The sequence below is a fragment of the Micromonospora cathayae genome, assembly GCF_028993575.1.
Taxonomy (GTDB): Bacteria; Actinomycetota; Actinomycetes; order Mycobacteriales; family Micromonosporaceae; genus Micromonospora; species Micromonospora cathayae.
In genome coordinates this window covers 2,829,763-2,854,205 of the sequence record NZ_CP118615.1, presented here as the reverse complement: position 1 = coordinate 2,854,205, position 24,443 = coordinate 2,829,763, and the positions used below count along the sequence as shown (strand labels likewise).

Annotated in this window: 26 protein-coding genes and 1 pseudogene; 16 read left to right on the top strand and 11 right to left on the bottom strand. The window is 72.0% G+C overall.

The genetic code is table 11. The features are described from left to right. Positions 1-39 precede the first annotated feature (39 nt). Both PVK37_RS13260 and PVK37_RS13255 read right to left on the bottom strand, forming a co-directional pair. Positions 40-882 carry an ABC transporter ATP-binding protein gene (locus PVK37_RS13260; RefSeq protein WP_275034224.1) on the bottom strand — a complete coding sequence of 281 codons (843 nt, stop codon included), beginning with the start codon at positions 880-882 and terminating at the stop codon, positions 40-42. A gap of 120 nt (positions 883-1,002) precedes the next feature. After that, a complete protein-coding gene (locus PVK37_RS13255; protein ID WP_275034223.1) occupies positions 1,003-2,178 on the bottom strand; it encodes an ROK family transcriptional regulator in 1,176 nt (391 codons plus the stop codon). A 111-nt stretch (positions 2,179-2,289) separates the two neighbouring features. On the opposite strand from PVK37_RS13255, the gene PVK37_RS13250 reads away from it, so the two are divergent. Next, a complete protein-coding gene (locus PVK37_RS13250; RefSeq protein ID WP_275034222.1) occupies positions 2,290-3,738 on the top strand; it encodes a glycoside hydrolase family 3 N-terminal domain-containing protein in 1,449 nt (482 codons plus the stop codon). A gap of 80 nt (positions 3,739-3,818) precedes the next feature. Here PVK37_RS13250 and PVK37_RS13245 read toward each other — a convergent pair whose 3' ends face one another. The 3 genes from PVK37_RS13245 to PVK37_RS13235 form a co-directional block, all read right to left on the bottom strand. Continuing rightward, positions 3,819-4,169 carry an STAS domain-containing protein gene (locus PVK37_RS13245; RefSeq protein WP_275034221.1) on the bottom strand — a complete coding sequence of 117 codons (351 nt, stop codon included), beginning with the start codon at positions 4,167-4,169 and terminating at the stop codon, positions 3,819-3,821. A gap of 349 nt (positions 4,170-4,518) precedes the next feature. Next, positions 4,519-6,138 (bottom strand): cation:dicarboxylate symporter family transporter, encoded by a 1,620-nt coding sequence (locus tag PVK37_RS13240; protein ID WP_275034220.1) that lies wholly within the window; start codon positions 6,136-6,138, stop codon positions 4,519-4,521. Between the two features lie 52 nt (positions 6,139-6,190). Continuing rightward, positions 6,191-6,856, bottom strand: coding sequence for a GNAT family N-acetyltransferase (locus tag PVK37_RS13235; RefSeq protein WP_275034219.1), 666 nt, complete (start codon positions 6,854-6,856; stop codon positions 6,191-6,193). A 108-nt stretch (positions 6,857-6,964) separates the two neighbouring features. Here PVK37_RS13235 and PVK37_RS13230 point away from each other — a divergent pair, with 108 nt between their 5' ends. The 8 genes and pseudogenes from PVK37_RS13230 to PVK37_RS13195 all read left to right on the top strand — a co-directional run bounded on the left by PVK37_RS13230 (position 6,965) and on the right by PVK37_RS13195 (position 13,799). Then, on the top strand, positions 6,965-7,699 hold the full coding sequence (locus PVK37_RS13230) for a response regulator transcription factor (RefSeq protein WP_423791034.1): 735 nt from the start codon (positions 6,965-6,967) through the stop codon (positions 7,697-7,699). Beyond that, positions 7,692-8,729 carry a sensor histidine kinase gene (locus PVK37_RS13225; protein ID WP_275034217.1) on the top strand — a complete coding sequence of 346 codons (1,038 nt, stop codon included), beginning with the start codon at positions 7,692-7,694 and terminating at the stop codon, positions 8,727-8,729. The genes PVK37_RS13230 and PVK37_RS13225 overlap by 8 nt, the downstream gene beginning before the upstream one ends. 121 nt (positions 8,730-8,850) lie before the next feature. Further along, on the top strand, positions 8,851-8,991 hold the full coding sequence (locus PVK37_RS13220; protein ID WP_275034216.1) for a hypothetical protein: 141 nt from the start codon (positions 8,851-8,853) through the stop codon (positions 8,989-8,991). Positions 8,992-9,168: 177 nt separating this feature from the next. Further along, positions 9,169-9,672, top strand: a pseudogene (locus PVK37_RS13215) (hypothetical protein); the annotation flags it as partial. 430 nt (positions 9,673-10,102) lie between these two features. Next, positions 10,103-10,612, top strand: a complete 510-nt coding sequence (locus tag PVK37_RS13210; protein ID WP_275034215.1) for an NUDIX domain-containing protein — start codon at positions 10,103-10,105, stop codon at positions 10,610-10,612. A 173-nt stretch (positions 10,613-10,785) separates the two neighbouring features. After that, a complete protein-coding gene (locus PVK37_RS13205; protein ID WP_275034214.1) occupies positions 10,786-11,610 on the top strand; it encodes a maleylpyruvate isomerase family mycothiol-dependent enzyme in 825 nt (274 codons plus the stop codon). 111 nt (positions 11,611-11,721) lie between these two features. Beyond that, on the top strand, positions 11,722-12,888 hold the full coding sequence (locus PVK37_RS13200) for a UDP-N-acetyl glucosamine 2-epimerase (protein ID WP_275034213.1): 1,167 nt from the start codon (positions 11,722-11,724) through the stop codon (positions 12,886-12,888). A gap of 68 nt (positions 12,889-12,956) precedes the next feature. After that, positions 12,957-13,799 carry a DUF72 domain-containing protein gene (locus PVK37_RS13195; protein WP_275035101.1) on the top strand — a complete coding sequence of 281 codons (843 nt, stop codon included), beginning with the start codon at positions 12,957-12,959 and terminating at the stop codon, positions 13,797-13,799. A 20-nt stretch (positions 13,800-13,819) separates the two neighbouring features. Here PVK37_RS13195 and PVK37_RS13190 read toward each other — a convergent pair whose 3' ends face one another. Then, positions 13,820-14,494, bottom strand: a complete 675-nt coding sequence (locus tag PVK37_RS13190; protein WP_423791033.1) for a TetR/AcrR family transcriptional regulator — start codon at positions 14,492-14,494, stop codon at positions 13,820-13,822. A 189-nt stretch (positions 14,495-14,683) separates the two neighbouring features. On the opposite strand from PVK37_RS13190, the gene PVK37_RS13185 reads away from it, so the two are divergent. Next, positions 14,684-15,652, top strand: a complete 969-nt coding sequence (locus PVK37_RS13185) for an NAD(P)-dependent alcohol dehydrogenase (protein ID WP_275035100.1) — start codon at positions 14,684-14,686, stop codon at positions 15,650-15,652. A gap of 32 nt (positions 15,653-15,684) precedes the next feature. Beyond that, positions 15,685-16,152, top strand: a complete 468-nt coding sequence (locus PVK37_RS13180; RefSeq protein WP_275034210.1) for a DUF6326 family protein — start codon at positions 15,685-15,687, stop codon at positions 16,150-16,152. A 151-nt stretch (positions 16,153-16,303) separates the two neighbouring features. On the opposite strand, the gene PVK37_RS13175 is transcribed toward PVK37_RS13180, so the two are convergent. The 3 genes from PVK37_RS13175 to PVK37_RS13165 form a co-directional block, all read right to left on the bottom strand. After that, positions 16,304-16,498 (bottom strand): DUF397 domain-containing protein, encoded by a 195-nt coding sequence (locus tag PVK37_RS13175; protein WP_275034209.1) that lies wholly within the window; start codon positions 16,496-16,498, stop codon positions 16,304-16,306. 70 nt (positions 16,499-16,568) lie between these two features. Next, positions 16,569-16,748, bottom strand: coding sequence for a DUF397 domain-containing protein (locus tag PVK37_RS13170; protein WP_275034207.1), 180 nt, complete (start codon positions 16,746-16,748; stop codon positions 16,569-16,571). Continuing rightward, positions 16,738-17,586 (bottom strand): helix-turn-helix domain-containing protein, encoded by an 849-nt coding sequence (locus PVK37_RS13165; protein WP_275034206.1) that lies wholly within the window; start codon positions 17,584-17,586, stop codon positions 16,738-16,740. Before PVK37_RS13165 ends, PVK37_RS13170 begins: the two co-directional genes overlap by 11 nt. Before the next feature lie 440 nt (positions 17,587-18,026). Here PVK37_RS13165 and PVK37_RS13160 point away from each other — a divergent pair, with 440 nt between their 5' ends. Continuing rightward, positions 18,027-18,170 (top strand): hypothetical protein, encoded by a 144-nt coding sequence (locus tag PVK37_RS13160; protein WP_275034204.1) that lies wholly within the window; start codon positions 18,027-18,029, stop codon positions 18,168-18,170. Further along, the gene (locus tag PVK37_RS13155; RefSeq protein WP_275034203.1) at positions 18,167-19,402 is read left to right on the top strand and encodes a helix-turn-helix domain-containing protein; all 1,236 of its coding nucleotides are present in this window, start codon (positions 18,167-18,169) and stop codon (positions 19,400-19,402) included. The genes PVK37_RS13160 and PVK37_RS13155 overlap by 4 nt, the downstream gene beginning before the upstream one ends. A 20-nt stretch (positions 19,403-19,422) precedes the next feature. On the opposite strand, the gene PVK37_RS13150 is transcribed toward PVK37_RS13155, so the two are convergent. Beyond that, positions 19,423-20,031: a TetR/AcrR family transcriptional regulator gene (locus PVK37_RS13150; protein ID WP_275034202.1), complete on the bottom strand. Its 609-nt coding sequence runs from the start codon at positions 20,029-20,031 to the stop codon at positions 19,423-19,425. A 99-nt stretch (positions 20,032-20,130) separates the two neighbouring features. Here PVK37_RS13150 and PVK37_RS13145 point away from each other — a divergent pair, with 99 nt between their 5' ends. From PVK37_RS13145 to PVK37_RS13135, 3 genes are all read left to right on the top strand, one after another. Then, the gene (locus PVK37_RS13145) at positions 20,131-20,781 is read left to right on the top strand and encodes a hypothetical protein (RefSeq protein ID WP_275034201.1); all 651 of its coding nucleotides are present in this window, start codon (positions 20,131-20,133) and stop codon (positions 20,779-20,781) included. Between the two features lie 24 nt (positions 20,782-20,805). Next, complete coding sequence (locus PVK37_RS13140) at positions 20,806-21,771, top strand: CPBP family intramembrane glutamic endopeptidase (RefSeq protein ID WP_275034200.1); 966 nt, start codon at positions 20,806-20,808, stop codon at positions 21,769-21,771. Positions 21,772-22,492: 721 nt separating this feature from the next. Then, positions 22,493-23,515, top strand: coding sequence for a glycoside hydrolase family 11 protein (locus PVK37_RS13135; RefSeq protein ID WP_275034199.1), 1,023 nt, complete (start codon positions 22,493-22,495; stop codon positions 23,513-23,515). Between the two features lie 374 nt (positions 23,516-23,889). On the opposite strand, the gene PVK37_RS13130 is transcribed toward PVK37_RS13135, so the two are convergent. Beyond that, entirely contained in the window at positions 23,890-24,438 is a 549-nt protein-coding gene (locus PVK37_RS13130; protein ID WP_275034198.1) for a toll/interleukin-1 receptor domain-containing protein, read from the bottom strand. Between the last annotated feature and the right edge of the window lie 5 nt (positions 24,439-24,443).

Below are 24,443 nucleotides of genomic sequence, written 5' to 3'. Positions count from 1 at the left end.
GGCTCAGGCGATGGTGACGGCTCAGGCAGCGGTGACGGCTCAGGCGGCGCGGGCGGTGAAGCGGTCGCCGGAGCGCTCGACCAACAGCGGCAGACCGAAGGTCTTGGAGAGATTGTCGCTGGTCAGCGTGGAGCCGAGCAGCCCCTGGGCGACCACGCCGCCGTCGCGCAGCAGCAGCGCGTGGGTGAAGCCGGGCGGGATCTCCTCGACGTGGTGGGTGACCACCACCAGGGCCGGGGCGTCCGGGTCGTACGCCAGCTCGGCCAGCCGGGCGACCAGGTCCTCCCGGCCGCCCAGGTCGAGCCCGGCGGCGGGCTCGTCGAGCAGCATCAGCTCGGGGTCGGTCATCAGCGCGCGGGCGATCTGCACCCGCTTGCGTTCGCCTTCGGAGAGGGTGCCGTAGCCGCGCTCGGCGAGGTGGGCGACGCCGAGCTGGCCGAGGAGCGCGCGGGCCCGGGCCTCGTCGGTCGGGTCGTACGTCTCCCGCCACCGGCCGACCACCGACCAGGCGGCGGTGAGCACCACGTCGGTGACCCGCTCCTCGGCGGGGATCCGCTCGGCGAGGGCGGCGGTGGTCAGCCCGATCCGGGTACGCAGTTCGGTGAGGTCGGTGCGGCCGACGCGTTCGCCGAGCACGTGGGCGGCGCCGGTGGTCGGGTGCAGCCGACCTGCGGCCAGGTTGAGCAGGGTGGTCTTGCCGGCGCCGTTGGGGCCGAGCACCACCCACCGCTCGTCCAGCTCGACCCGCCAGTCGACGTCGTGCAGCAGCGCGGTGTCGGAGCGGCGTACGCCCACACCGTCGAGGCTGATCACCGTGTCCGTGTCGACGGCTGGAGATGCGGGGGCGGCGCTGTCCGCGCCGGGGATCAGCTCAGCAGTCACCCATCCATCCAACCATGTGCCCGTCCCGGTGCACCTCACGGGCGACGCGCATCACTGACAAGACCTTGCAGCTCACGGGCCGCTGGTGAAGAATTCTTTCGCATGAGGGAGCCGCCCGGCCTAGCCGACCGTGGAGCCGAACACCTCGTCGCGGACGGCGTCCAGGGCGGTACGCAACGCGCCCTGGAGGATCGACTCCTCGCTCAGCCCGGTCGGCACCACCCTCGGCCGGACCAGGGTGATCGCGGCCACCTCGTGCTGCACCCGTTCGGCCAGGGCCGCCCCGCCGGCCCGACCCACCTCGCCGGCCAGCACCACCAGCGGTGGATCCAGCACCACGCAGGTGCTCGCCACCCCGAGGGCCAGCCGGCGGGCCAGCTCGTCGAGCAGCGGGCCGCCGGCGGTACCGGCCGTGATCGCCGCGCGGACCGCCGCCGCCGCGTCGTCGGCCGGGAAGCCGTGCTCCCGGGCCACCACGCGGACCGCCTCCGCCCCGATGAGCTGCTGGAAAGCCGGCTTGGCCCGGCGCGACACGTCCCGCGGGATCGGCACCCCGGGGACCGGAAGGTAGCCGATCTCACCGGCCGCGCCGCTGCTTCCGTGGTGCAACCGGCCACCCAGCATGATCGCCAGACCGACCCCGGCGTCCACCCAGACCAGCACGAAGTCGGCCACCTGCCGGGCCGCGCCGGACTGCGCCTCGGCCACCGCCGCCAGGTTGACGTCGTTCTCGAAGACCACCGGGGTGGACAGGTCGTCGCGGAGCGCGGCCAGCAGCCCCCGGTGCCAGCGGGGCAGGTTGAACGCGAAGGTGATGTCGCCGGTGGTCGGGTCGACCAGGCCGGGGGTGCCCAGCACGATCCGGCGTACCGTCTCCAGCGGGGCGCCGGCGTCACTGGCCGCCTGCACGACCGCGGTGTGCACCACGCCCACCGGGTCGTCGGTGTCCCGGGTGGACTGCTCCACCCGGCCGATCACCGCGCCGGTGATGTCGGCGCAGGCGGCCACCACCCGGTCCGCGCCGACGTCGACGCCGATCACGTGCGCGCTGCCCGGCCGGACGGCGTAGAGCTGGGCGTTCGGCCCGCGTCCGCCGGCCTGCTCGCCGACCCGGGTGACCAGCCCGCGCTCCTCCAGCCGCTCGACCAGCTGCGAGGCGGTCACCTTGGACAGCCCGGTCAGCTCGCCCAGCCGGGCCCGGGTGAGCGGCCCCTGTTCGAGGAGGAGTTCCAGCGCCGCGCGGTCGTTGAGCGCCCGCAACAGGCGAGGGGTGCCGGGCAGCCGCGTCGAACTCATGCCACGTCCTCTGGTTTTGGTAAACCTTGTTGATCGTACCCAGCTGGGGTGACCGTAGCGTAACGGTCACCGCCGACCCGAGATCCTGACGACCCGAAGAAGGAGATCCACGTGGGCCTGGACCCAGGACTTCGCCGACTCGCCCTCGGCACGCTGCTGGCGGCGTACCCGGGCCCGACCCCGCCGGAGTGGGCGCTGGACCTGACCGGGGCGGGACTCGCCGGCTACACCCTGTTCGGCACCAACGTGCACACCCCGGCGCAGCTGGCCACCGCCACCGCCGCGCTGCGGAACGCCCGCGCCGACGTGCTGGTCGCGATCGACGAGGAGGGCGGTGACGTCACCCGGCTGGCGCACGCCACCGGCAGCCCGTACCCGGGCAACGCCGCGCTCGGCGTGGTCGACGACGTGGCGTCCACCCGCCGGGTGTACGCGGCGATCGGGGCGGAGCTGGCCGCGCTCGGCATCACCGTCGACCTGGCCCCGACGGTGGACGTGAACAGCGCCGACGAGAACCCGGTGATCGGCACCCGCTCGTTCGGCGCGGACCCGCTGCGGGTCGCCGCGCACACCGCCGCCGCGGTCGACGGGTTGCAGTCCACCGGGGTCGCCGCCTGCGCCAAGCACTTTCCGGGGCACGGCGCGACGGTCGCCGACTCGCACCTGGAACTGCCCACCGTCGACGTACCTCTCGAGGTGTTGCGGGAGCGCGACCTGCCGCCCTTCGCGGCGGCCGTCGCCGCCGGCACCCGGGCGATCATGACCGCGCACATCCGGGTGCCGGCGCTGACCGGCGACGGGCCGGCCACCTTCAGCCGGGCCGTCCTGGTCGACCTGCTCCGGCGGGAGCTGGGCTTCACCGGCACGGTGATCACCGACGCGTTGGAGATGAAGGGCGCGGCGGTGGCCGCCGGTGGGGTCGGCCCGGCCGCGGTGGCCGCCCTGGCCGCCGGCGCGGACCTGCTGTGTATCGGCGCGAAGGTGGACGCCACGCTGGTCGAGGAGGTGGTGGCGGCGATCGTCACAGCCCTCGGCGACGGCCGGCTGGCCCGGGATCGGGTCGAGGAGGCCGCCGCCCGCACCGCCGAGCTGGCCGCCTGGACCCGGGCCGCCGCGCCGGCCCCGGTCGCCCCCACCGACCTGGGGTACGCCGTCGCGCGCCGCGCGGTCACCGTGGAGGGGGCCGTCGCCGGCCTGGACCGGCCGCTGGTGGTGCAGGTGCACGCCACCGCCACCATGGCCGAGGGCAGGGTGCCGTGGGGTCTCGGCCCGCATCTGGCCGGCACCGACGAGGTACGGGTGGTCGCCGGCGAGACCGACCTCTCCGCCCTGCGTACCCTCGCCGGGGACCGGCCGATCGTGCTGGTCGGCCGGCACCTGCACCGGCTGCCCGGCGGCGCGGAGCTGGTCGAGGGGCTGGCCGCGGTCCATCCGGTGACGGTGGTGGAGATGGGCTGGCCGGGGCGCTGGCGACCGGCCGGCGTCCGCGCCTTCGTCGCCACGTACGGCGCCAGCCACGCCAACGGCCGGGCCGCGGCGGAACTCCTCGGACTCGGCTGAACAGCCAGCCGGCCGGCGGAATCCCTGGGACTCGGAGCGGTCGGCCGGGCGGCGGAGATCCCTGGGACTCGGGTGGACGGTCAGCCCAGCTGTCGGGAGCCGGGCGGGGGCGGGGTGGTGGCGTCGGGCAGGCCCAGCAGCGGTCCGATCGAGGTGATCCGCAGGACCCGCTCCACGGCCGGTCGCGGATTGGCGACCCGCAGCACCACGCCCCGCTCCCCGGCCAGGGTGAGTCCGTCGATCAGCACCCGCAGTCCGGTCGAGTCGAGGAAGCCGACCTCGGCCAGGTCGACCAGGCACTCCCGTAGGCCGGGTCGGGCCAGGGCGGCGGTCAGCGCGGTCTCCAGCTCGCCGACGGTGGACATGTCGAGTTCGCCCACCGGGGTCAGCACCACGCCGGCCGGGTCGACGTCCCGTACCCGAAGTTCCATGACCGTCCCACCGTTCCGAGAGCCGTACCGCTGAACCCTGGCCGCCGCCATCGTCCCACCCCGCTGGAACTCATACGGTGCGTCACCGGATGAACAGGCTAAGGGATGTGAATAGTCGCAGGTCAAGCCCACTTCCGGACATCGCGTACCAGGCTTTGGGGGGTTGCCCGAAGCCGTTTCGACACATAGCGTTACCTCACCGGGATGGCCGGTCGCCTGGCACCTGTTCGGACCTGGGGGAAGAGAGGCTGCGGACCGTGGATCCGGCCCGGGATCCACGGTCCGCGCCCCGCCACCGGGCCGGCCCTGCACTGACATCGGAGATCGGCTGTCCGGTCGCCGTACCCGCTCAGGCGGTGCCGCGGCCGGTCGGGGCGGCCGTCCGGGTGTCCGCCTCGGTACCGTCGGCGGGCAGGCCGGAACCGGACAGGTCGGCGCCGTGCACGTCGGCACCGGTGGCGTCCTGGTCGTCGGCGCCGGGGCCGTGGTGGTCGTCGTCCAGCATGGTCGCCTCGTCGAAGGGGTCCTCGCCGCGGAGCACGGCCAGCGCCCGGTCCCGGTCGAACCCGCCGGTCCAGGTGCCGACCAGGATGGTGGCGACGGCGTTGCCGGCGAAGTTGGTCAGCGCCCGCGCCTCGGACATGAACCGGTCGATGCCGACGATCAGCCCGACCCCGTCGACCAGGTCCGGCCGGTGGCTCTGGAGTCCGCCGGCGAGGGTGGCGAGGCCCGCGCCGGTCACGCCGGCCGCGCCCTTCGACGCGATGATCATGAAGAGCAGCAGGCTGATCTGCTCGCCCACGGCGAGCGGCTTGCCGAGCGCGTCGGCGATGAACAGACTGGCCATGGTCAGGTAGATCGCCGTACCGTCCAGGTTGAACGAGTAGCCGGTGGGGACGGTGATGCCGACCACCGGACGGCTCACCCCGAGGTGCTGCAACTTGGCGATCAGCCGGGGCAGCGCCGACTCCGACGACGAGGTCGAGACGATCAGCAGGAACTCCCGGCCGAGGTAGCCGAGCAGCGTGAAGATGTTGATCCGGGCGACGAACCACAGCAGCGCGCCGAGGACCACGAAGACGAAGAGCACACAGGTCGCGTAGAAGCCGAGCATGATCTGGGCCAGGCTCTTCAGGGCGTCCACGCCGGTCGCCCCGACCACGGCGGCGATCGCGCCGAACGCGCCGATCGGAGCCAGCCACATGATCATGGCGAGGACCTTGAAGACCACCCGTTGCAGGACCGCGATGGCGTTGATGACCGGTTCGCCGCGCGCGCCGAGGCTCTGCACCGCGAAGCCGACGAGCAGCGCCACCAGCAGCGCCTGAAGCACGTCACCCTCGGTGAGGGCGGAGAACAGGGTGGTCGGGATGATGCCGAGCAGGAAGTCGACGGTCCCCTCGGCCTCCCCCTCGGCGGCCTGCTGACCGGCCCCGGCGAGCGCGTCGTTGAGCGCCAGCCCGGAACCGGGGTGGATCAGGTTCCCCACCACCAGGCCGATCGCCAGGGCGACCGTGGACATGGTGAGGAAGTAGCCGAGCGCCAGCCCGCCCACCTTGCCGACCTGGGCCGCCTTGCGGACCGAGCCGACGCCGAGCACGATCGTGCAGAAGATCACCGGCCCGATCATCATCTTGATCAGGGCGACGAAGCCGGTACCGAGCGGCGCGAGCGACTCGCCGACGTCCGGGAAGATCAGTCCGACCGCGATGCCGGCGAGCACCGCGACGATGACCGCCAGGTAGAGGTAACGGGTCCGGTCCCGGCGACGGGCCGGCTCCGCCGTGGTGTCCGACCCGTCCGGCGCGGTGGTCCCGGAGCCGCCGGTACGGGCCAGGCCGGTGGTACGGGACGGACCGGTGGTACGGGCCGGGCCGTCCGGGCCTTCGGTACGGGACGCGCCGTCGCGGGCCGCAGGGACCTTCCGTACCGGCTCCGGATCGGGCTCCGATGTGTGCTGATCTGCCATGCCGGCACCCCTACCCGGTTGTGCCGGACGTCACACCGGCCCGCCGCACCGCTCAGTCGGGATAGACGCCGTACGATCGCCAGCCCTGGTCGGGGAAGCCCGCCGCCAGGGCGACCCGCGCCGAGGCCACGTTGTCCGGCCGGTGCAGGTACGTCGGGACGCCGCCCTCGTCCAGCACCCGGCGGGCCGCCTGGGCGACCAGTCGACGGGCCAGCCCCTGCCCCCGGGCGGCCGGTACGGTGCCGACGGCCAGCTCGTGGCCGTACCGGTCGTGGCGTTTCACGCCCACCCCGGCCAGGTACCGCCCGTCGGCGTCCCGGACCACCAGCACCTCCCGGTCGAACAGGCGCAGCCAGGAGGGAAAGCCCGGATCGGCGGGGTCGACCCACTCCCCCGCGTCCGGCAGCGGGCTCGGCGCGGTGCTCCACCGGAACACCGCGTCACGGGCCACGAAGGCGGGATGGCCCACCGCCCGGGGCAGCGCCGTCAACAGACCCGGGAACGACAGCTCGGTGGCCAGGCGGCGGACCGCCGCGACCCGGTCCGGCGGCACGGACAGCACACTGCTGCCGGGGGCGGCCACCCCGAGCGCCGGGCGGAGCCGCCCGTCCCAGGCCGGCCGGGTCCGCCGGGACGAGCCGACGACGTGCAGTCCCGGCCCGGCCGGCCACTGCCCGAGCCAGGTCACCAGGTGCAGGTACAGCCGTCGGTCCAGCACCTGATCACGGTACGCGCGCCGCGAACCGGATTCGGTAAGGATTCCGCAAGCAGCACGCCGGCCGGCCGGCGGTACGCCCGTCGCTACGCTGACCGGCACCAGCGGGGGGTGACCGTACGAAGGGGAGGTGGCCGGGTGCCGCAGCGGGTGCTCGTCGTCGACGACGACCGGACGGTGGCCGACGTGGTCTGCCGGTACCTGACCCACGCGGGCTACCTGGTCGACCACGTCACCGACGGGGCCGTCGCGCTGGCCGAGGTGGCCCGGCAGCCGCCGCAGCTCGTCGTACTCGATCTGATGCTGCCGGGCCTCGACGGCCTGGAGGTGTGCCGGCGGTTGCGGCAGCGGCCGGACGGCGTACCGATCATCATGCTGACCGCGCGCGGTGACGAGGCGGATCGGATCCTCGGCCTGCAACTGGGCGCGGACGACTATCTCAGCAAGCCGTTCTCGCCGCGCGAGCTGGTGCTGCGGGTCGCCTCGGTGCTGCGCCGGGCCGGCGGCGAACCGGCCGGCGTGGAGCCCGAGGTGCTGCGCGACAGCGGGCTGGAGCTGCGGACCGGCCCCCGGGTGGTCATCCTGGACGGCCGGGAGCTGGCGTTGACCCTGCGCGAGTTCGACCTGCTGGCACACCTGATGCGGCATCCGGGGCGGGCGTTCCGCCGGGCCGAGTTGCTGGACCGGGTGTGGGGTTGGAGCTTCGGCGACCAGTCGACGGTGACGGTGCACGTGCGGCGGCTACGGGAGAAGGTCGAGACCGACCCGGCCCGACCCCGCCGGATCGTCACCGTGTGGGGCGTCGGCTACCGGTACGAGCCGACCGCCCCGACCGCCGATGAGTGACCTGGCGCTGATCTTCACGGCCGCGCTGGGCGCGGCGCTCGGGGTCGGGCTGCTCGGCGCGCTGGCGCTGCGGCTGCTGCGCGGCCGGTCGATCACCGCGCACATCGGGGTGCTGCTCGGCGTGACCGTCTCGGCGGTGGTGGCCGGGGTGGCGGTGGTCGCCGAGGCGATGTTCCTCTCCGCGCACGACCTGGAGGTGGTGCTGATCACGGTGGCTGCGGCGGCGGTGGTCAGCCTGGCGGTGGGCTGGCTGTTCGGTCGCCGGCTGGCCGCCGCGGCGGTCTGGGCCGACCAGGCCCGGGAGCGGGAACGGCGGGTCGAGAAGGGCCGGCGGGACCTGGTGGCCTGGGTGTCGCACGACCTGCGTACCCCGCTGGCCGGGTTGCGGGCGATGGCCGAGGCGCTGGAGGACCGGGTGGTGGACGATCCGGCGACGGTGGCCGAGTACCACCGGCGGATCCGGGTGGAGACGGATCGGATGACCCGGCTGGTCGACGACCTGTTCGAACTGTCCCGGATCAACGCCGGGGCGTTGCGGTTGTCGCTGGCGGCGGTGCCGCTGGGCGAGGTGGTCTCGGACGCGCTCGCCGCGACCGCGCCGCTGGCCGCCGCCCGGCGGATCCGGCTGGTGGCGGTGGAGGCGGGCTGGCCGACGGTGCTGGCCAGCGAGCCGGAACTGGCCCGGGTGGTGGGGAACCTGCTGGTGAACGCGGTGCGCTACACCCCGCCGGACGGCACGGTGACGGTCGAGGGTGGCCGGGAGGCCGACCACGCCTGGTTGGCGGTGGCGGACACCTGCGGCGGTATCCCGGCCGGTGACCTGCCGCGCCTGTTCGACGTGGCGTTCCGGGGCGAGCCGGCCCGGACCCCGCCTCCCCCACCCGGTTCGGGGCCGGGCGGGGACGGGTCGGGTGGGTTGGGGCTGGCGATCGTGCACGGGCTGGTTGAAGCGCACGGCGGGCGGGTACAGGTAGCGAACATCACCGATGGGTGCCGGTTCGTGGTCCGGTTGCCGGTCCCGGGAACCTGACACCACCACCGTGCGTCACATCTAATTCCATACATGGACAACTTTCTTTGGGACGGTGTTCGTCATGTTGAAGCAGCCGATCGACCTGCAAGAACGCGACACCGGGCGACTCTGGCCAGTGATGTCTGGCGATGCCGTCCCGCCCGCGCAGGCACCGTACGTCGGCTGCCGGGGCCGCCGGACGGACACCAACCGGTCCTGGGTGGCGCTGAACCGCCGTCCGGCGACCAGCGCCGCCCAGCACCACCTCGACGCCCGCTGACGCACCACACCTCTCCGCCTGTCCCGGTACGCCGACCTGCGGCGAGCGCGGCCCGCAGCCTCTGACAGCCGTCGACGGGCGACACACCCGGACGCTCCGGCGGCGGGTCTTCGCACACCTGTCGGGTAGGTTCTTCTGCGTTCCGCATGGCCCCTTCCGACAGGAGAAGCGCAGCGCATGGGCAAGAAGACGATCCACGTCTCCGACTTCAGCGGCACGGTCCTCGCAGGCGACGACGACGTGGTCCGGGTCGTCGTACTGGAGCACCCTGACCTGGTGACCGGGCCCGTGCAGGTGGAGATCAGCCCGACCGAGGTGGAGGCGATCGACGACGCCGCGCTGGACGTCGCGGTGGTGGAGATCCACGACACGACCGACGGTGAGCCGCGCCGGGTGGTGCTGACCGCCAGCGAGTTCGACTCGATGGCGACGGACACCCCGATGGCGCAGGTGCTGCGGACCGCCGAGCGGGTCCGACCGCCGAAGGCCCGCAAGGCCACCGAGAAGATCGACTACGCGACGATCGAGCACGCCGGGAAGCCGCACCGGGGCCGGGTCACCGAGGAGGAGGCTGCCCTGGTCCGGGAGCGGCTGGACGAGGTGAACAAGCGGCTTGCCGACGCCGGCGTCCGGCAGATCGACCCGACCGACCCGGAGCACGCCGAGCGGTACGGCTTCCCCGACCCGGTCGGGACGGCGGCAACCGACGCCGGAGCCGCGCCGGCCACCCCGGCCGGTACCGACGCCGGAGCCGCCCCGGCCATGCCGGCCGCCGCCGGCAGCGGAGCCGCCCCGGGCGCATAGCCCGCCCGTACGTCGACAGGGGTCCCTTCCTGCGCTGCCTCCGGAGGTCAGGGAGGGGCCCCTTCTCGTCCCCGGGTGACCGGCCGGAGGGTCGCCGACTCCGCGAAGGGACAGGGTGCCGGAAAGAACGCGAAGAAGGTATCTTCCGGTTGAATCGCCGTCATCCACCACTTGACCGGAAGATCGGTACCCTGACCACGCGCAACCCGACCCGGTGTCGGGGGGCACCGCCCCGCCCGCCGGTGGCGGAGGAGACGGGAACCGGCCGGAGTGGACCCGGTGCCGACGCCGCGTATCGTCAGCGAACATGAGCGGCGTTCCCCACTCCCACTGCTCCGGCTGCGGCACCGCCTATCCCGCCGGGGCCGACTGGCCCCGCAACTGCACCGCCTGCGGGCACACCGTCTGGCGCAACCCGATCCCGGTCGCGGTGGCGATCCTGCCGGTGCACACCCCCGAGGGCCTCGGCGTGGTGGTCCAGCGGCGGGACATCGAACCGGCCCGGGGGCTGCTCGCCCTGCCGGGCGGCTTCATCGAACACGGTGAGGAGTGGCGGGACGCACTGGTCCGCGAACTGTGGGAGGAGACCGGCCTGACCGGCGAGGCCGGCAGCGTACGACTCTTCGCGGTGCACAGCGCCCCGGCCGGCGGCACCATCATGATCTTCGGGGCGTTGCCGGCCCAGCGGATCGAGGAGCTGCCGCCGTCCGCGCCCACCGCCGAGGCCACCGAGTGGCTGGTCCTCACCGAGCCGACCGAGCTGGCCTTCTCCACCCACTCGCAGGTGCTCGCCGACTTCCTCGCCGCACACCGCTGACCCACCGCACGCCACCGCGCACCGGCTGGACCCACCGCCCGGTGCTGCACACCGGCTGACCCCACAGTGCGGCGCTGACCCACCGCGCGCCTGCGCTGGGCCGGCTTGCGCCGTCGGCAAAGTGAGCACGCTCGGCGATCAGTCGGCACGGCATTCATGGCTACCGTTCTCCTATGCGGCGACCGACCCACGACGACCACTGCGCCCAGATCCTGCACCAGATCACCCTGCTGCGGGACACCCTGGACGGCGTCGACCCCAACCTGCCGATCCCCACCTGCCCCGGCTGGACCCTCAACAACCTGCTGCGGCACCTGCTCGGCGCGCAACAGTGGGTGGACACGGTCATCCGTACCCGGGCCACCGGGCCGGTCGCCCCCACCGCGCTGCGGGACGTCGCCGGGTACCGGGACGAGGACCCCGCGAAGCTCGCCGCCGAACTCGTCGAACGGGCGACCCGTACCGTCGAGGCGCTGCGCGCGGCCGGGCCGGACGCCCCGGTGTGGAGCCCGGCCCCGACGATGCAGCGGGCGGCGTTCTGGGCCCGGCGCGGGGCGCACGAGATGCTGGTGCACCGGGCCGACGTGGCTCTGGCCCTCGGCACCCCGTTCGCGGTCGGCCCGGAGACCGCCGCCGACGCCCTCGACGAGTGGATGGCCAGGATGTCCCGCCCGCTCCCACCCGACGCCGCCCGGCCCCCGGCGTCCACGTCCGGCCAGCACGACGACCGGCCCGCACCGCCCGACGCCGGCCGCTCGGTGCACCTGCACGCCACCGACACCGCCCCCGAGGTCGGGGCCGAGTGGCTGATCGACCTCGGCAGCGAGCCGTTCACCTGGTCCCACGCCCACGGCCGGGCCACCGTCGCGGTCCGCGCGCCGATGACCGACCTGCTCCTGATCGCGTACGGGCGACGTCCGCCGCGCGGCGACGGCGTCGAGGTCCTCGGCGACGCCGCCCTGCTGGACCGGTGGCTCACCGTCAACACCTTCGACTGACCGTCATCGGTGACCGGTGGCCGTGCGGTGCTGCCGGGCACACGAAAGGATGCGGACGTTCCCTTGGGCGAATGGCCGAGAACCCCCGTCGGCATCGACGCCGAACACTGGGTGACCCGATCCGTCTCCCGTACGGCACTGGTCGTCGTGCACACGATGGCGAGCTGCCAACGCCTACTCGACGTCGTCGGGCCCGTCGAGGAGGACCCGCGCGTGCAGGTCGTGTTCACCGTCGCGCCCGACGTGTTCAACCGGCCGGTGGCCCGTTTCCTGGACCGGCTGGGGGCGCTCGTACTGCCCTGGGAGATGGCCGTCCGGGAGCGCTTCGACCTGGCGCTCGCCGCGTCGCTGGGAAGTCTGCAACGGGTACACGCGCCCCTGCTGGTGATGGCGCACGGCGCGGGGCGCGGCAAACGGGTCCGTCCCCGCCCGGCCGGCGGACCGCCGTCGACGGAACCACCCGTGTACGGCCTGGACGCCCAACGGCTGACGCACGACGGACGACCGGTGGCGACCGCGCTCGCGCTCGCCCACCACGCCGAACTGACCGTGCTCGGGCGGCAGTGCCCCGAGGCGGTCCCCACGGCGGTGGTGGTCGGCGACCCGTGCTTCGACCGGCTCGTCACCAGCCTGCCGCTGCGCGGACGGTACCGCCGGGCGCTCGGCCTCGCCGACGACCAGCAGCTCGTCGTGGTCAGCTCCACCTGGGGGCAGGACGGACTGTTCGCCCGCTGGCCGGAGCTACTGCCGCAACTGATCGCGCAACTCCCGGCGTCCGGCTTCCGAACGGCCGCGTTGCTCCACCCCGCGATCTGGGCGGCGCACGGACACCGCCAGATCCGGGCCTGGCTCCGGGACTGCCTCGCGGCCGGACTACTGCTGCCGGATCCCGCCGAGGACTGGCGCAGCCTCCTCGTCGCCGCCGATCAGGTGCTCGGCGACCACGGCTCGGTCACCACCTACGCTGCCGCCGTCGGGCGTCCCGTGCTGACGCTGCCGGCCCGCCCGGAAGTCGTCAACGGCGGATCACCGCAGGCTCTCGTCACCGCCGCAGCCGGTCGGCTGGATCCCGACCGGGAGTTGGCTCCGCAGCTGCGGGCGATCCGACCCGTCGACCGGCAGGCCGTGACGGAGGCGCTGACCGGGCGGCCAGGTGAGGCCGCCAGGTTGCTCACCGCCACCATGTACCGCCTGCTCCGGTTGCCCGGCCGGGAGCGGCACCGGCCGGTCGAGCCGGTCGCGGAGCCCCGGCCCGAGCGGTGGGCGGTGGCCGGCTGACCACCGGCTGACGTGCCGGCGGTGGCCGGTGAGAACCTGGACCCATGCGTCTTCACGTGGGCTGTGCGATGTGGACCCACCGGTCCTGGTCCGGGCGAATCCTGGCGCACCCGCTGGCACCGCACGAGCGGCTGCGGCACTACGCCGGTTGGTGTGACGCGGTCGAGGGGAACACCACCTTCTACGCCACCCCGGCCCGGGACACGGTGGCATCGTGGGCGGAGCAGACCGACCCCGGGTTCCGGTTCGTCCTCAAACTGCCCCGCACCGTCACGCACGACCGGCGACTCACCGCCGCCGACGAGGAGTTGCGGGCCTTCCTGCACGCCGTCGAGCCGCTCGGCCCCCGGACGCACGCTCTCTGGCTCCAGTTGCCGGGTGGTTTCGGCCCCACCGACGTACCCACCCTCGCCCGTTTCCTGCGCCGGCTGCCCACGGACCACCGGTACGCGGTGGAGGTCCGCCATCCCGCCTTCTTCACCGATCCGCAGGCGGCGCGGCTGCTCGAAGAGGCGCTCGCGCCGGTGGCCGCCGAGTGGGTGCCCTTCGACACCACCGCGTTCTTCGCCTCCCCGCCGACCAGTGACGCGGAGCGGGACGCCTGGACGAAGAAACCCCGCATGCCGCTGCGTACGGACGCGCTGACCGACCGGCCGATCGTCCGCTACCTGGGCCGCGACGACGACACCCGGACCGTCGAGGGCTGGCAGCGCTGGGTGGACGTGGTGGTCGGCTGGCTGCGCGAGGGCCGCTCCCCCACCATGTTCGTGCACACCCCGGACAACGCCGACGCGCCGCTGCTCGCCCGCCGCTTCCACGACGAGGTACGGGCGAAGCTGCCCGGCCTGGCACCGCTGCCCGACCCGATCCCGACCGAACCGAGCCCGGCCGAGCCGCTGACCCTGTTCTGAGCTACGGTCCGTGAGCGTCGCTATGCGGAGGCTCTCAGGGGCTCGAGGGCGGCTAGGACGAGGTCGAGCCCGAACATGAACTCCTCTGCCGGGTCGTAGCCGGCAGCGACGAGCGCCGCGGCGGACTCGTTGAGGTAGGGGAACTCGTCAGGAGGAAGCTGGGGCAGGAAGACGTCGCTGGCCATGTCCGCGAATTCACCGGCGGTGTCGAACGGCAGGCTGGCTTCCTGTAGGGCGAACCCGTAGACGTAGACGTCCAGCAACCAGTTGGCGTGCGTCGCCATCAGAACCGGGAAGCCAGCCTTCCGCAGGCAGGCGGTGACCGCTTCGCGGTGGCGGAGGTGCGCGGGCCCCGGCGATGTCCGCGACTCCATCAGGCCGATCGCCCACGGGTGGCGGGCGAGAACCTGTCGGGCGGACACCGCCCGCCGTCGCATCGCCGACTGCCAGTCGGTCTCCTCGGGCGGGAGTTCGATCTCCTCGAACACGACGTCGATCATTGCGTCCAGCAACTCGTCCTTGTTCGCCACGTAGTGGTAGAGCGACATCGCGCCCGCGCCGAGCGCGTCAGCCAGCCGGCGCATGCTCAGCCCGTTGACCCCCTCGCGGTCGGCGAGCCGGATCGCCTCGACCACCACCCGTTGCTTGCTCAGCCCCGCGTCTGACGCGACTTGGCGTTGCTTCCTCGCAGACACGGATCTCCTCGCTCCCTCGAACGGCTTGACAATCGTACATCGTACGAGAATAGTACGGTGTACGACGTACGGTGTACGAGTCAGCGCGGGTCGCGGCTCGGACGTGAGGAGGCTCCGGTGGGGAACGAACAGCGATCGCACCCATCAGCACGCCTGGTACCAGGGGCCAGTCCGGGCGGGGCGGCGACGATGCGGGCCGCCGTCCAGCACCGCTACGGTCCGCCCTCAGTGCTCGAGTCGTCCGAGGTCGGGCTTCCGCTGCCCGGTCGACGCGATGTGCTCGTCCAGGTGGGCGCGGCCTCGGTACATCCGGGCGACTACTTCGTCATGACCGGAGAGCCGTACGTGGTGCGCCTGGTGTTCGGGTTCCGCCGGCCGCGTCACGGGATCCCTGGCAGGGACCTCGCCGGCGTGGTGGCAGCGGTCGGCAAGGATGTCACCGCTCTGCGCCCCGGCGACGAGGTGTTCGGCTGGAGCACCGCTGGAACGCTCGCGGAGTACGCCCGCGTCCCGGCGGACAACCTCGTGTCCGTGCCCGCCAACCTGTCGGTCGTGGACGCGGCAGCGGTGCCCACGTCGGCCATGACGGCGTTGCAGGCATTGCGCGACATCGCGAACGTTCGACCGGGCCAGACGGTGCTGGTCACGGGCGCGTCGGGCGGCGTGGGCTCCTTCGCCGTACAGATCGCCAAGGCGTTCGGCGCCGAGGTGACGGGTGTGTGCAGCCCCCGCAACGTCGACTTGGTCCGGTCGCTCGGTGCCGACCACGTCGTCGACTACACGAGGACCGACTTCACCCGCACCGGGAAGCGCTACGACGTCATCCTCGACAACGTGGAAGCACAGCCCCTGGCGGCCGTCCGCCGCGCGCTGACGCCCACCGGCACCCTGATCCCCAACAGCGGACGCGGCGGACGCTGGCTCGGCCCCCTCGGTCGGATCGCCAAAGCGCGCGTGCTGTCCGGGTTCACCCGTCAGCGGTTGAGGCCCTTCACGTCCGTCGGGAAGCGTCAGGACCTGCTCACCCTGGCCGACCTGCTCACGACCGGGCAGGTCACGCCCGTCATCGACCGCACCTACCCCCTCGACGAAGCAGCCGACGCCCTCCGGTACGTCGCGGCCGGCCACACCCGGGGGAAGGTCGTCGTCACCGTCTGACGGCCGGACCACTCCTCTCGAAAGAAGAACCGATGACCATCCGAACGACGACCCCGAACCTGCTCGACAACCCGCCGGTCCCCGTGCAGGCCAAGCTCGCCGCCGCATGGACCAGCTTCATGTTCCTCTACATCTACGTCGACTACTACCACCTCTACAAGCCCGGGACCATCGACGGCATCCTGGTCGGCAGGGTCTTCGAGTTCGACATCAGCCCGGCATTGATGACCGTGTTCCTCGCGCTGATCGCGATCCCGGCCCTGATGGTGATGCTCTCCATGACGCTACCCGCCCGGGCGAACCGCACCACGAACCTCGTCGTGGCATCGCTGTACCTCCCCGTCACAGTGTTCAACGCGGTAGGGGAGTCCTGGGACTGGGCCTCCTTCTACGGCCTCTCCATCGGAATCGAGGTGCTGCTCCTGGCCTTCGTCCTGCGCTCCGCCTGGACCTGGCCCCGCCGCGTCGCATCGCCGGTGACCCCGGCAGCCAGCGGGTAGCAGGACCATCTTCGGACGCAGCATCACGCCCGCTCCCTTCCGCGCTCCTGGTCGTGTCTCTGAGCGTGCTGCCTAGCCGGCTCAGCCCTTGACGCGGCCTGCATCAACGCCCACCTCGGCACGAGTCCGCTTACGCCGAGGAACTCGCTTCTTAGGCCCTGAACGCGTTGGCCTTGATGCCCTCAACGAAGTCGTTCCATTGAGCAGCGCCGAACGCCAGCACTGGCCCCTGCTGGTCCTTGCTGTCCCGAACCTGGGTGGTGTGGTCGGCGTACCGGGCCTCCACGCACGCGCCGTTGCCGCCGCTGCGGCTGCTGGTGCGCCACTGGCTGTCGAGCGCCTTCATGGCGTCTCCCTGTCCCGAATCCTCGTGATCATCCCCATCGGAGCCGTGTTCCTGTACGCCGTGACGTGAACTACTCGGCGGCCTTGAAGGTGCGGGTGAAGGCGGCCCATGCCGCAGGCGTGAAGCGCAGCACGCCAGCGGCGGGAACCTTGGAGTCGCGTACGTCGATCTCCACGCCCCGGTCGCGGACCTCGACGCACTGGCCGTTGCTGCCGGAACGGGTCGACGTACGCCAGACGTTACGCTCCATGCTCGCTCAGCTCCTTGATGAACTTGATCGACTCGGCCGGAGACCTGGCCAACGTCCTCAGATTGTCGTACGCCGCCGTCAGCCGCGCCAGGTCGGCGTTCGACTCAAGGAACAGCTCACCGGCCAGCGTCTCGATGTAGCCCAGCGGCGGATCGTCCTGCTCGAACGTGAGCAGGGCCCAGCCACTGCTGTCGGCCAGGTGCGCGCCAGCCTCGAAGCGGAGCACCTGGATCGTGACGTTGGGCAGTTGACTCACCTTGACCAGGTGGTGAAGCTGCTCGCGCAGCACGTCCGGGCCGCCCACCTCCGTCCGTAGGGACGCCTCGGACAGGATCGCGTGCAGCCGCAGCGGTTTCGGCTGCCGGTGCAGCACCTCCTGCCGGGTCATCCGGGCAGAAACCCGCTGGTCGACGGTGGCCGGGTCGGTCTCGCGGCCGATGATGTTGACCTCGCGGGCGTACCGCTCGGTCTGGAGTAGACCGGGCACCAGCATCGGCTCGAAGTTCTTGAGTTCGGCGGCCTCGATCTCGTACGCGATGTAGGTGGCGTACTTACCTCCGAGCCGCTGCCACCAACCCTCCTCACGCAGGTCCCGGGCCAGCTCCAACAGGGACGTACCCGGTTCCTCGTCGATCCTGACGCCGTACGTCACCAGCAGTTCCATGACGTCGCCCGGTCGTGGCCTGATCTCGCCCGACTCGATCCGGGTGATGCGGGACGTCGAGCAGCGCAGGAGCTTCGCGGTCTCCGCGCCGGTGAGTCCCTTGGCGTCCCGAAGCTTGCGCAGCTCGCGGCCGAGTCGACGGGATCGGGGCGTCGGGGGCGTGAATCGAGGCATGTCCTGATTCTGCACCAAAGATCACTCATCGTCCGCCATCGCTCACGTACAGTCTCTGCGAAATCAGACCGACGCTCTTGCGCTGCATCACATGATGCTCCACTCTGGCTACAGCAAGCTATCGGGCAATCACGCGACACTCGCCACTGCCGATGCGCTGACCTCGGCATGTCGTAGGTGAGGACGCTGAACGAGCGGCGCACCGGTCACGGGCGGTGACTCCCCCGTCCTCCGGTCTCGCCAGGAAGTGAGGTGATCGTGGTACTTGGCATCTCGATGATCGTGTTCGGCGGGCTGATGTTGAGCTTCCTGTTCGGGTTGCGCATCCAGGTCAGAGCCCTGCCGTGTCCGCGCTGTGCCCGTCCCCGGGCGTACCCGCGGGCCGCCAACGCTGGTCGCCACCGCTCTCCCGGCCTCGGCGGAAGGTGAGGGTGTTCGTGGTGTCCGAAGTGATCGTGGCCGTGGTGTTCGGTGGGCTGGTGCCGGGGTTCCTGGTCGGGCTGCTCGCGTTCAAGGTCAAGTCGCGGTGGTGTCCGCGCTGCGGCGAATACACCGAGCCCGTCGGCCCGGCGGACCGGCGGTGAGCGCGCCCCGCCAGCCGGACCGCCGGGACCTGCCGATCGGCCGGCGCATCGCCCAGCTCCGCGCCCGCCGGGGCATGAACCAGCAGGTGTTCGCCGACCGGATCGGCAAGTCCAAGAGCTGGGTCGACAAGGTCGAACGCGGCGTCCGCCGGCTCGAACGGCTGCCCACCATCGAAGCCGTCGCCGCCGCCCTCGGCGTGTCGACCGCCATCCTGCTCGGCCGCAACACCCGCCGCCCACCCACCACCACCGGCAGCACCGCCGCCGCCGTCGAACACGTCCGCGAAGCCCTCGCCACCTACGACACCCCCACCGCACCCGAACGGCCACCATCGACCGCCGAACTCCACCAGCAGGTCGGCTACGCCCAGACCGCCTACCGGCACGCCCACCACCAGCACGTACTGCGCATGCTGCCCGACCTGATCAGCGCCGCCCGCCACGCCGCCCGCCCCCGGGCCGCCACAGCCACCGCCTGGCCCGCCGGTCACCTCCTCGTCCAGGTGTACCGGCTCACCGCCCACACCCTGATCAAGCTCGGCGACCCACAGGCCGCCTGGCTGGCCGCCGACCGCGCCGTCACCGCCGCCGCCGGCGACCCCCACCGCGCCGCGCAGGCGGCCATTCCCCTCGCCCAGGCACTACGGGCACTTGGGCGGGGACGGCTCGCCCTGGCCGCCGCCATCGCCGCCGTACGCCCGATCGACCTCGCCGCGTACCGCGAACCGCCACCTGACCAGCTCGCGCTCGCCGGCACCCTCCTGACCGAAGCGGCCATCGCCGCCGCCACCCACGGCGACCCCGGCATCGCCCACGACCTCCTCGACCGCGCCGCCCACCAGGCCACCCGGCACGCCGCCGGACACCACCACGACGACGACGGCTTCGCGCCGGTCACCGTCGAACTCGCCCGCGTCCTGGTCGCCGCACGCCTCGGCGACCACCACACCGCCCTCACCGTGCACCGGCACGCCACCCGCGACCTCGGCTGGCAGCGACTACCCGCCGAACACCGCGCCGCCCACCTCATCGACATCACCCGCACCCACCTCGACGCCGGTGACCACCACGCCGCCGGCCGCACCATCGTCGCCGCCGACCAGATCGCCCCCACCGAGGTACGCCTCCGGCCCGCCGCCCACGCCCTGCTCGCCGCGATCGTCCGCGCCGGCCCCACCCCCGCCGACGTCACCCGCCTCGCCACCACCATCGGCCTGACCCGGCAACCCTGACGCCCGGCACGGGATGCCCCTCACGCGGTCGGGGCGTCGAGGACACAGTCCACGGCCATGTAGAGGGTTTCGGTCTCGGACTTCAGGATCGAGTCCTCGGCAGGCAGGGCTCGTTCGATGGAGAGCCCATTGAGGACGGTGAGCAGGAATCGCACCCGGCGTGCGTGGTCCTCCCCGGGGAGCGCGCCCTCGTCGGCGAGCACCGTCAGCCAGTACTCGATCCGGCGCCATCCTTCCCGCTCCACGGCGAGATACGTCGCGCGCACCTCCTCGGTCGGTTCCGGTGCGATGAACATCTGGTACGCGTTGCCCCACGCCTCACGTGCCTGCTCCCCGACACCGGCGGGGGCGAGCACCTGCCGGAGGCAGTTGACCAGTCGATCCCGGGCGGGTAGCGACCGGTCGTGGATCGGGTCGTCGGGGAACATCTGGCCGTAGATCCTGGCGAGCACGGCGTCCTGCAACGCGCGCTGCGTCGGAAAGTGGAACCTGAGCGAGCCCGTACTCACCCCGGCCCGCGCCGCGACCGCACGCACGCTCAACCGCGCGGTCACATCCTCGGCGATCATCGCCGCCGCAGCCGCGAGGATCCGTTCCCGTGAGCCGGTGTTCCGGTCGTCCCGTGCCATCCGCCACCTCCCTGGTACATCGTACTAGCACGCTGTGCTAGCGTTGCCACTAGCACAGCGTATTAGTAAGCAGCGGCAGCCAACGGCGAGCGAGGAAACGTGATCGAGGACTGGCGGCGACAGCGGGCAGCCAAGCGGATCAGGAGCGGAGACGGGCGGGCCTTGAAACGCCTCCGCTGGTGGCAGCTACCCTTCCGCGCACTGTTCTACCTCCCGCTGCCCCACGAAAATGGCTGGCAGACGGTGTACGCCGTCGACATCCCACGCCGGACCGACCCGGACGGCGGCAGGGCCAGAGCGCACCTGTATCTCGACGGCAGGCACCACGCCGAGTCCAAGCTCCCGGCGGCCTTCCCCGTCGAGGGCGGCACCATCGAAGTGGCGATCAGCGCGTTCGGGCTCAAGCGCTGCCACTACGTCACCACCGCCGGCGCGGAACACCGGCTCATTCCTGATCCGAAGTCCGCCGAAGGACGCCGCGCCCGCGTCGAACGCGAGCACCCGACGCTGAGCCGCTCGATCAGCGTCCTCTCGGTGCTGATGCTCCTCCTCGGCGTGGGCCTGAACCTGCTGCAACTCGCCGGACCGATATCGCAGATCCCCCCGATCGCCGAGAACATCGGAACCTTCGAATCGCCCGTCCGCCTACCGATCTGGCTCAACGTCGCCCTCGCTGTCGGGGCCATTCTGGCGAGCACCGAGCGGGCACTCCGCCTGCGTTACGGCGTGCTCGACCAGGCCGGAAAGTAACCCCCTATCCACAGGAGGAATCTGATGACCACGCTGCACAAGCCGAACTCGCTACTCACCCCGGCCGAGCCCCGCAACGGGCAGTCAGTTCCCACCGGAACCGAGTACCACCGGGTACTAGCCGGCGACAAACGCCGGATCGGTCGCGGCATTCTCGCGATCATTCTCCTGCTGGCCGGGCTCGTCATCTTCCCGACGGTCCTCGGCAGGGCGACCGCGGTCATCGACGTACGGATGGGCAACACCCCGCCGATCCTGGGCGGCACCGACTACACGCCGCTCTACCACGCCAGTACGATGCTCGCCCTCGGCCTGCTCATCCCCTGGAGCATGCTCATCCAGCGGTGGCTCTACGGCGTACCCGGCGCGTCCCTGCACTCCGTGACGTCGCGGTTCCGCTTCGACCTGCTCGGCAGATCGCTCCTCGTCTTCGGCCCCGCCTGGCTGGTGGTCAACGCCCTCGGATCTCTCACGCCCGTCGAGGAGGCCCCCTGGTCGCAGACCGACCTCGTCGCCATCTTCATCGGCACGATGCTCCTCACCCCGCTCCAGGCGGCGGGCGAGGAGTACGGCGTGCGGGGGCTGATGTTCCGGGTGATCGGAAGCTGGACCCGCAGCCGACGGGCCGGACTGGTCGCCGGGGTACTGGTCTCGAGCGCGCTGTTCACGGCCGTGCACGGCGCAACCGACCCGTACATCAACGTCTGGTACTTCGTGCTCTGGACCGGACTGGCCATCATCACCTGGCGCACCGGCGGGCTGGAGATCGCGGTCATGCTCCACGCCGTACTCAACACGTTCTCCCTCGTCCTGGCCACGACCCTGCGGGTGGACCTCGGTACCGCACTCCAGGACCGCTCAGCCGGAGTCGGCACGCCGTACCAACTCGTCCCCACCCTCGCCGTCGTCGTCATCACCGCGATCATCTGGTGGCGCACCCGGAAGACCGGACCAGCCCTCACCCCGGGCCGGCCGCTGCCGCAGACGTGATCACCGTCGTCACGTGACTGGGCGGCGCTTGCGTCCACCAGATGCTCCACGGTGGACCCGGCCGGGCACCGAGTCCCACGTTGGGAGCGACATGGCGGTGCATCAGAGCGCGTTGACCGACCAGGCGAAGACGCTCCGCAGGGAGGCGTCCTCCGACTCGTCACCCTCCAGGGCGAACACCCGCAGGTCCACGCGCTAAGGCAGAGGCAGGCGGCGATCCTGGTCATCGGCGGTGACTACCGCACCCTCGCCCACGTGCGAGTCGCGCAGGGCGACGAGTTTCGTCTCACCGCACAAGAACCTCCGCAGGGCGTACGCGCCGAAGCACAAGGTCCCGAAAATTTCGGGATCCGATGCCCCGAACCCTCCCCCGACGCCGGACACGGAGGAGCCGTTGCTTCGGATCGGCCAGCCCGGCAAGGCCCTGGCCAGCGCCGGTCCATCCCCGTGCGGGACGCCGACGACCCGAACTTGTTTCCGTAACATTTCCGAAAGTTGTTGACAGGTTGTAGCCCGGGTCAATAGCGTCGCCATCGACAGTGCTGAATCACTGTCGACGCCACCACCGCGACCCACCCCCCGGGTCGCGCGGGACGACCAGCACCACCCCACCGCGCGGTGTTACCCCGATCGTCCGGCCGCCGAAACCGGCCGCCGCCCCCGTCGGGTCGCACCGCCGCTGCTGGCCGCCCGCCAACGGTCACGAGGAGGAAAGACGTCCATGAACCACACCTCGACCCCACCGGGGAGGCGCAGCCGCATCCGGCTGCTCCTCGGCGCCATGTGCGCCGCAGCGCTCGCCGTCAGCGGCACGGTCGTCGCCGCCCCCAGCGCGCACGCCGAGGCCGACCGGACCCTCACCCAGAACGCCACCGGTACCCACAACGGCTACTACTTCTCGTTCTGGAAGGACAGCGGCAACGCCAGCATGACGCTGCGCGCCGACGGCCGCTACAGCAGCAGCTGGGACCGGAGCACCAACAACTGGGTCGGCGGCAAGGGCTGGGCCACCGGCACCCGCCGTACGGTCAGCTACTCGGGCAGCTACAACCCGGGCAACAACAACACCTACCTCGCCCTGTACGGATGGACGCGCAACCCGCTCATCGAGTACTACGTGGTGGAGAACTTCGGCAGCTACAACCCGAGCACCGGCGCCCAGCGGCTGGGCACGGTCACCACCGACGGCGGCACCTACGACATCCTCCGCAGCCAGCGGGTCAACGCGCCGTGCATCGACGGCAACAACTGCACGTTCTACCAGTACTGGAGCGTGCGCCAGTCGAAGCGCAGCAGCGGCACCATCACCACCGCCAACCACTTCGACGCCTGGGCCCGCGCCGGCCTGAACCTCGGCAACCACTCGTACCAGATCATGGCCACCGAGGGTTACCAGAGCCAGGGCAGCTCCGACATCACCGTCTGGGAGGGCGGCAGTGGCAACCCCACCACCGGCCCGACCACTCCCCCGCCGTCCGGCGGCAACTGCACCGCCGTGCTGTCGGCCGGCGAGCGGTGGGGTGACCGGTTCAACCTGAACGTCGCGGTCAGCGGCACCAACAACTGGGTGGTCACCCTCAACCTGAACGGCGGCCAGAGCATCCAGAACAGCTGGAACGCCCAGGTCAGCGGCACCAGCGGCACCGTCACCGCCCGACCGAACGGCAACGGTAACAACTTCGGCATCACGATCATGGCGAACGGCAACTGGACCTGGCCCACGGTCAGCTGCCAGACAGCCTGACCGGGCCAGCGCCCGACACACCGCACTCGGGGGCGTGGCGGCCGAGGCCGCCACGCCCCTTCGCGCCGCTGGGTCACCGCCCGCCGGGACGAGCACACCGCGCCGGCAGACCCCGCCGCCGCTACTACCGGCTCACCGGCCGCGGTGTCATCAACGCGCGCCGGTTGTGCGCCGACCCGGAGCTGGCCGGGGCGTATGCCGAGGAGTGGGCGGCCGTCATCGACGACCGCCCCGGCAAGCTGTTCGAGCTGCTGACCGCCGGTACCGTCACGCTCGGGGCAGCCGGCCGGGCGGCACCTCGGCGACTACTCCGGGCCGGGCTCCGTGGGCCACGAACAGCCGCCGGACGGCCTGGTCGACCAGTGCGGCCGGCCTCAGCGACCGGCGTTCGGGCGGCCGACCGCGCGGGCCAGCTCATCGAGGGCGGCCGTGGAGTTTCCGCGACCGGTCAGGTCGAGCGGCCGGCGGATCCGGGCGAACGGCGGCAGGTCCACCGCCTCGACCAGGACGGGCACGAACCGGCGACCACCGGCGTGCACCTGCTGGAGGAGTGCGGCGTACTCGTCCCGCAGGTCGGCCCGACCCATGCTGGCCCTGCTGAACAGGAGCACACCGTTGACCGTCGCGTCCAGGGCGCGTTCCTTCTCCGCGTACTCGACCAGGCCCACGCCGATCCACTTCGCGAGGAAGACGCGCAGTCCACGGTCCTGTAGGCCCCGTGCGAGCCATTCGGCGGTCGCCTCGTCGGCCTCGGCGTAGGAGACGAAGGCGTCGTACGAGGCACCGGTCCTGGCGGTGTCCGTCCCGGCGGGGTGCGGCCGAGGGCTGCGGAGCCGGCCACGCACGGCGACGTACCCGAAGTAGGCTGCCGCGACACCCGCGATCATGCTGGCTGCGGCGACCACGAGTTCCCAGTTCACCATCGGAC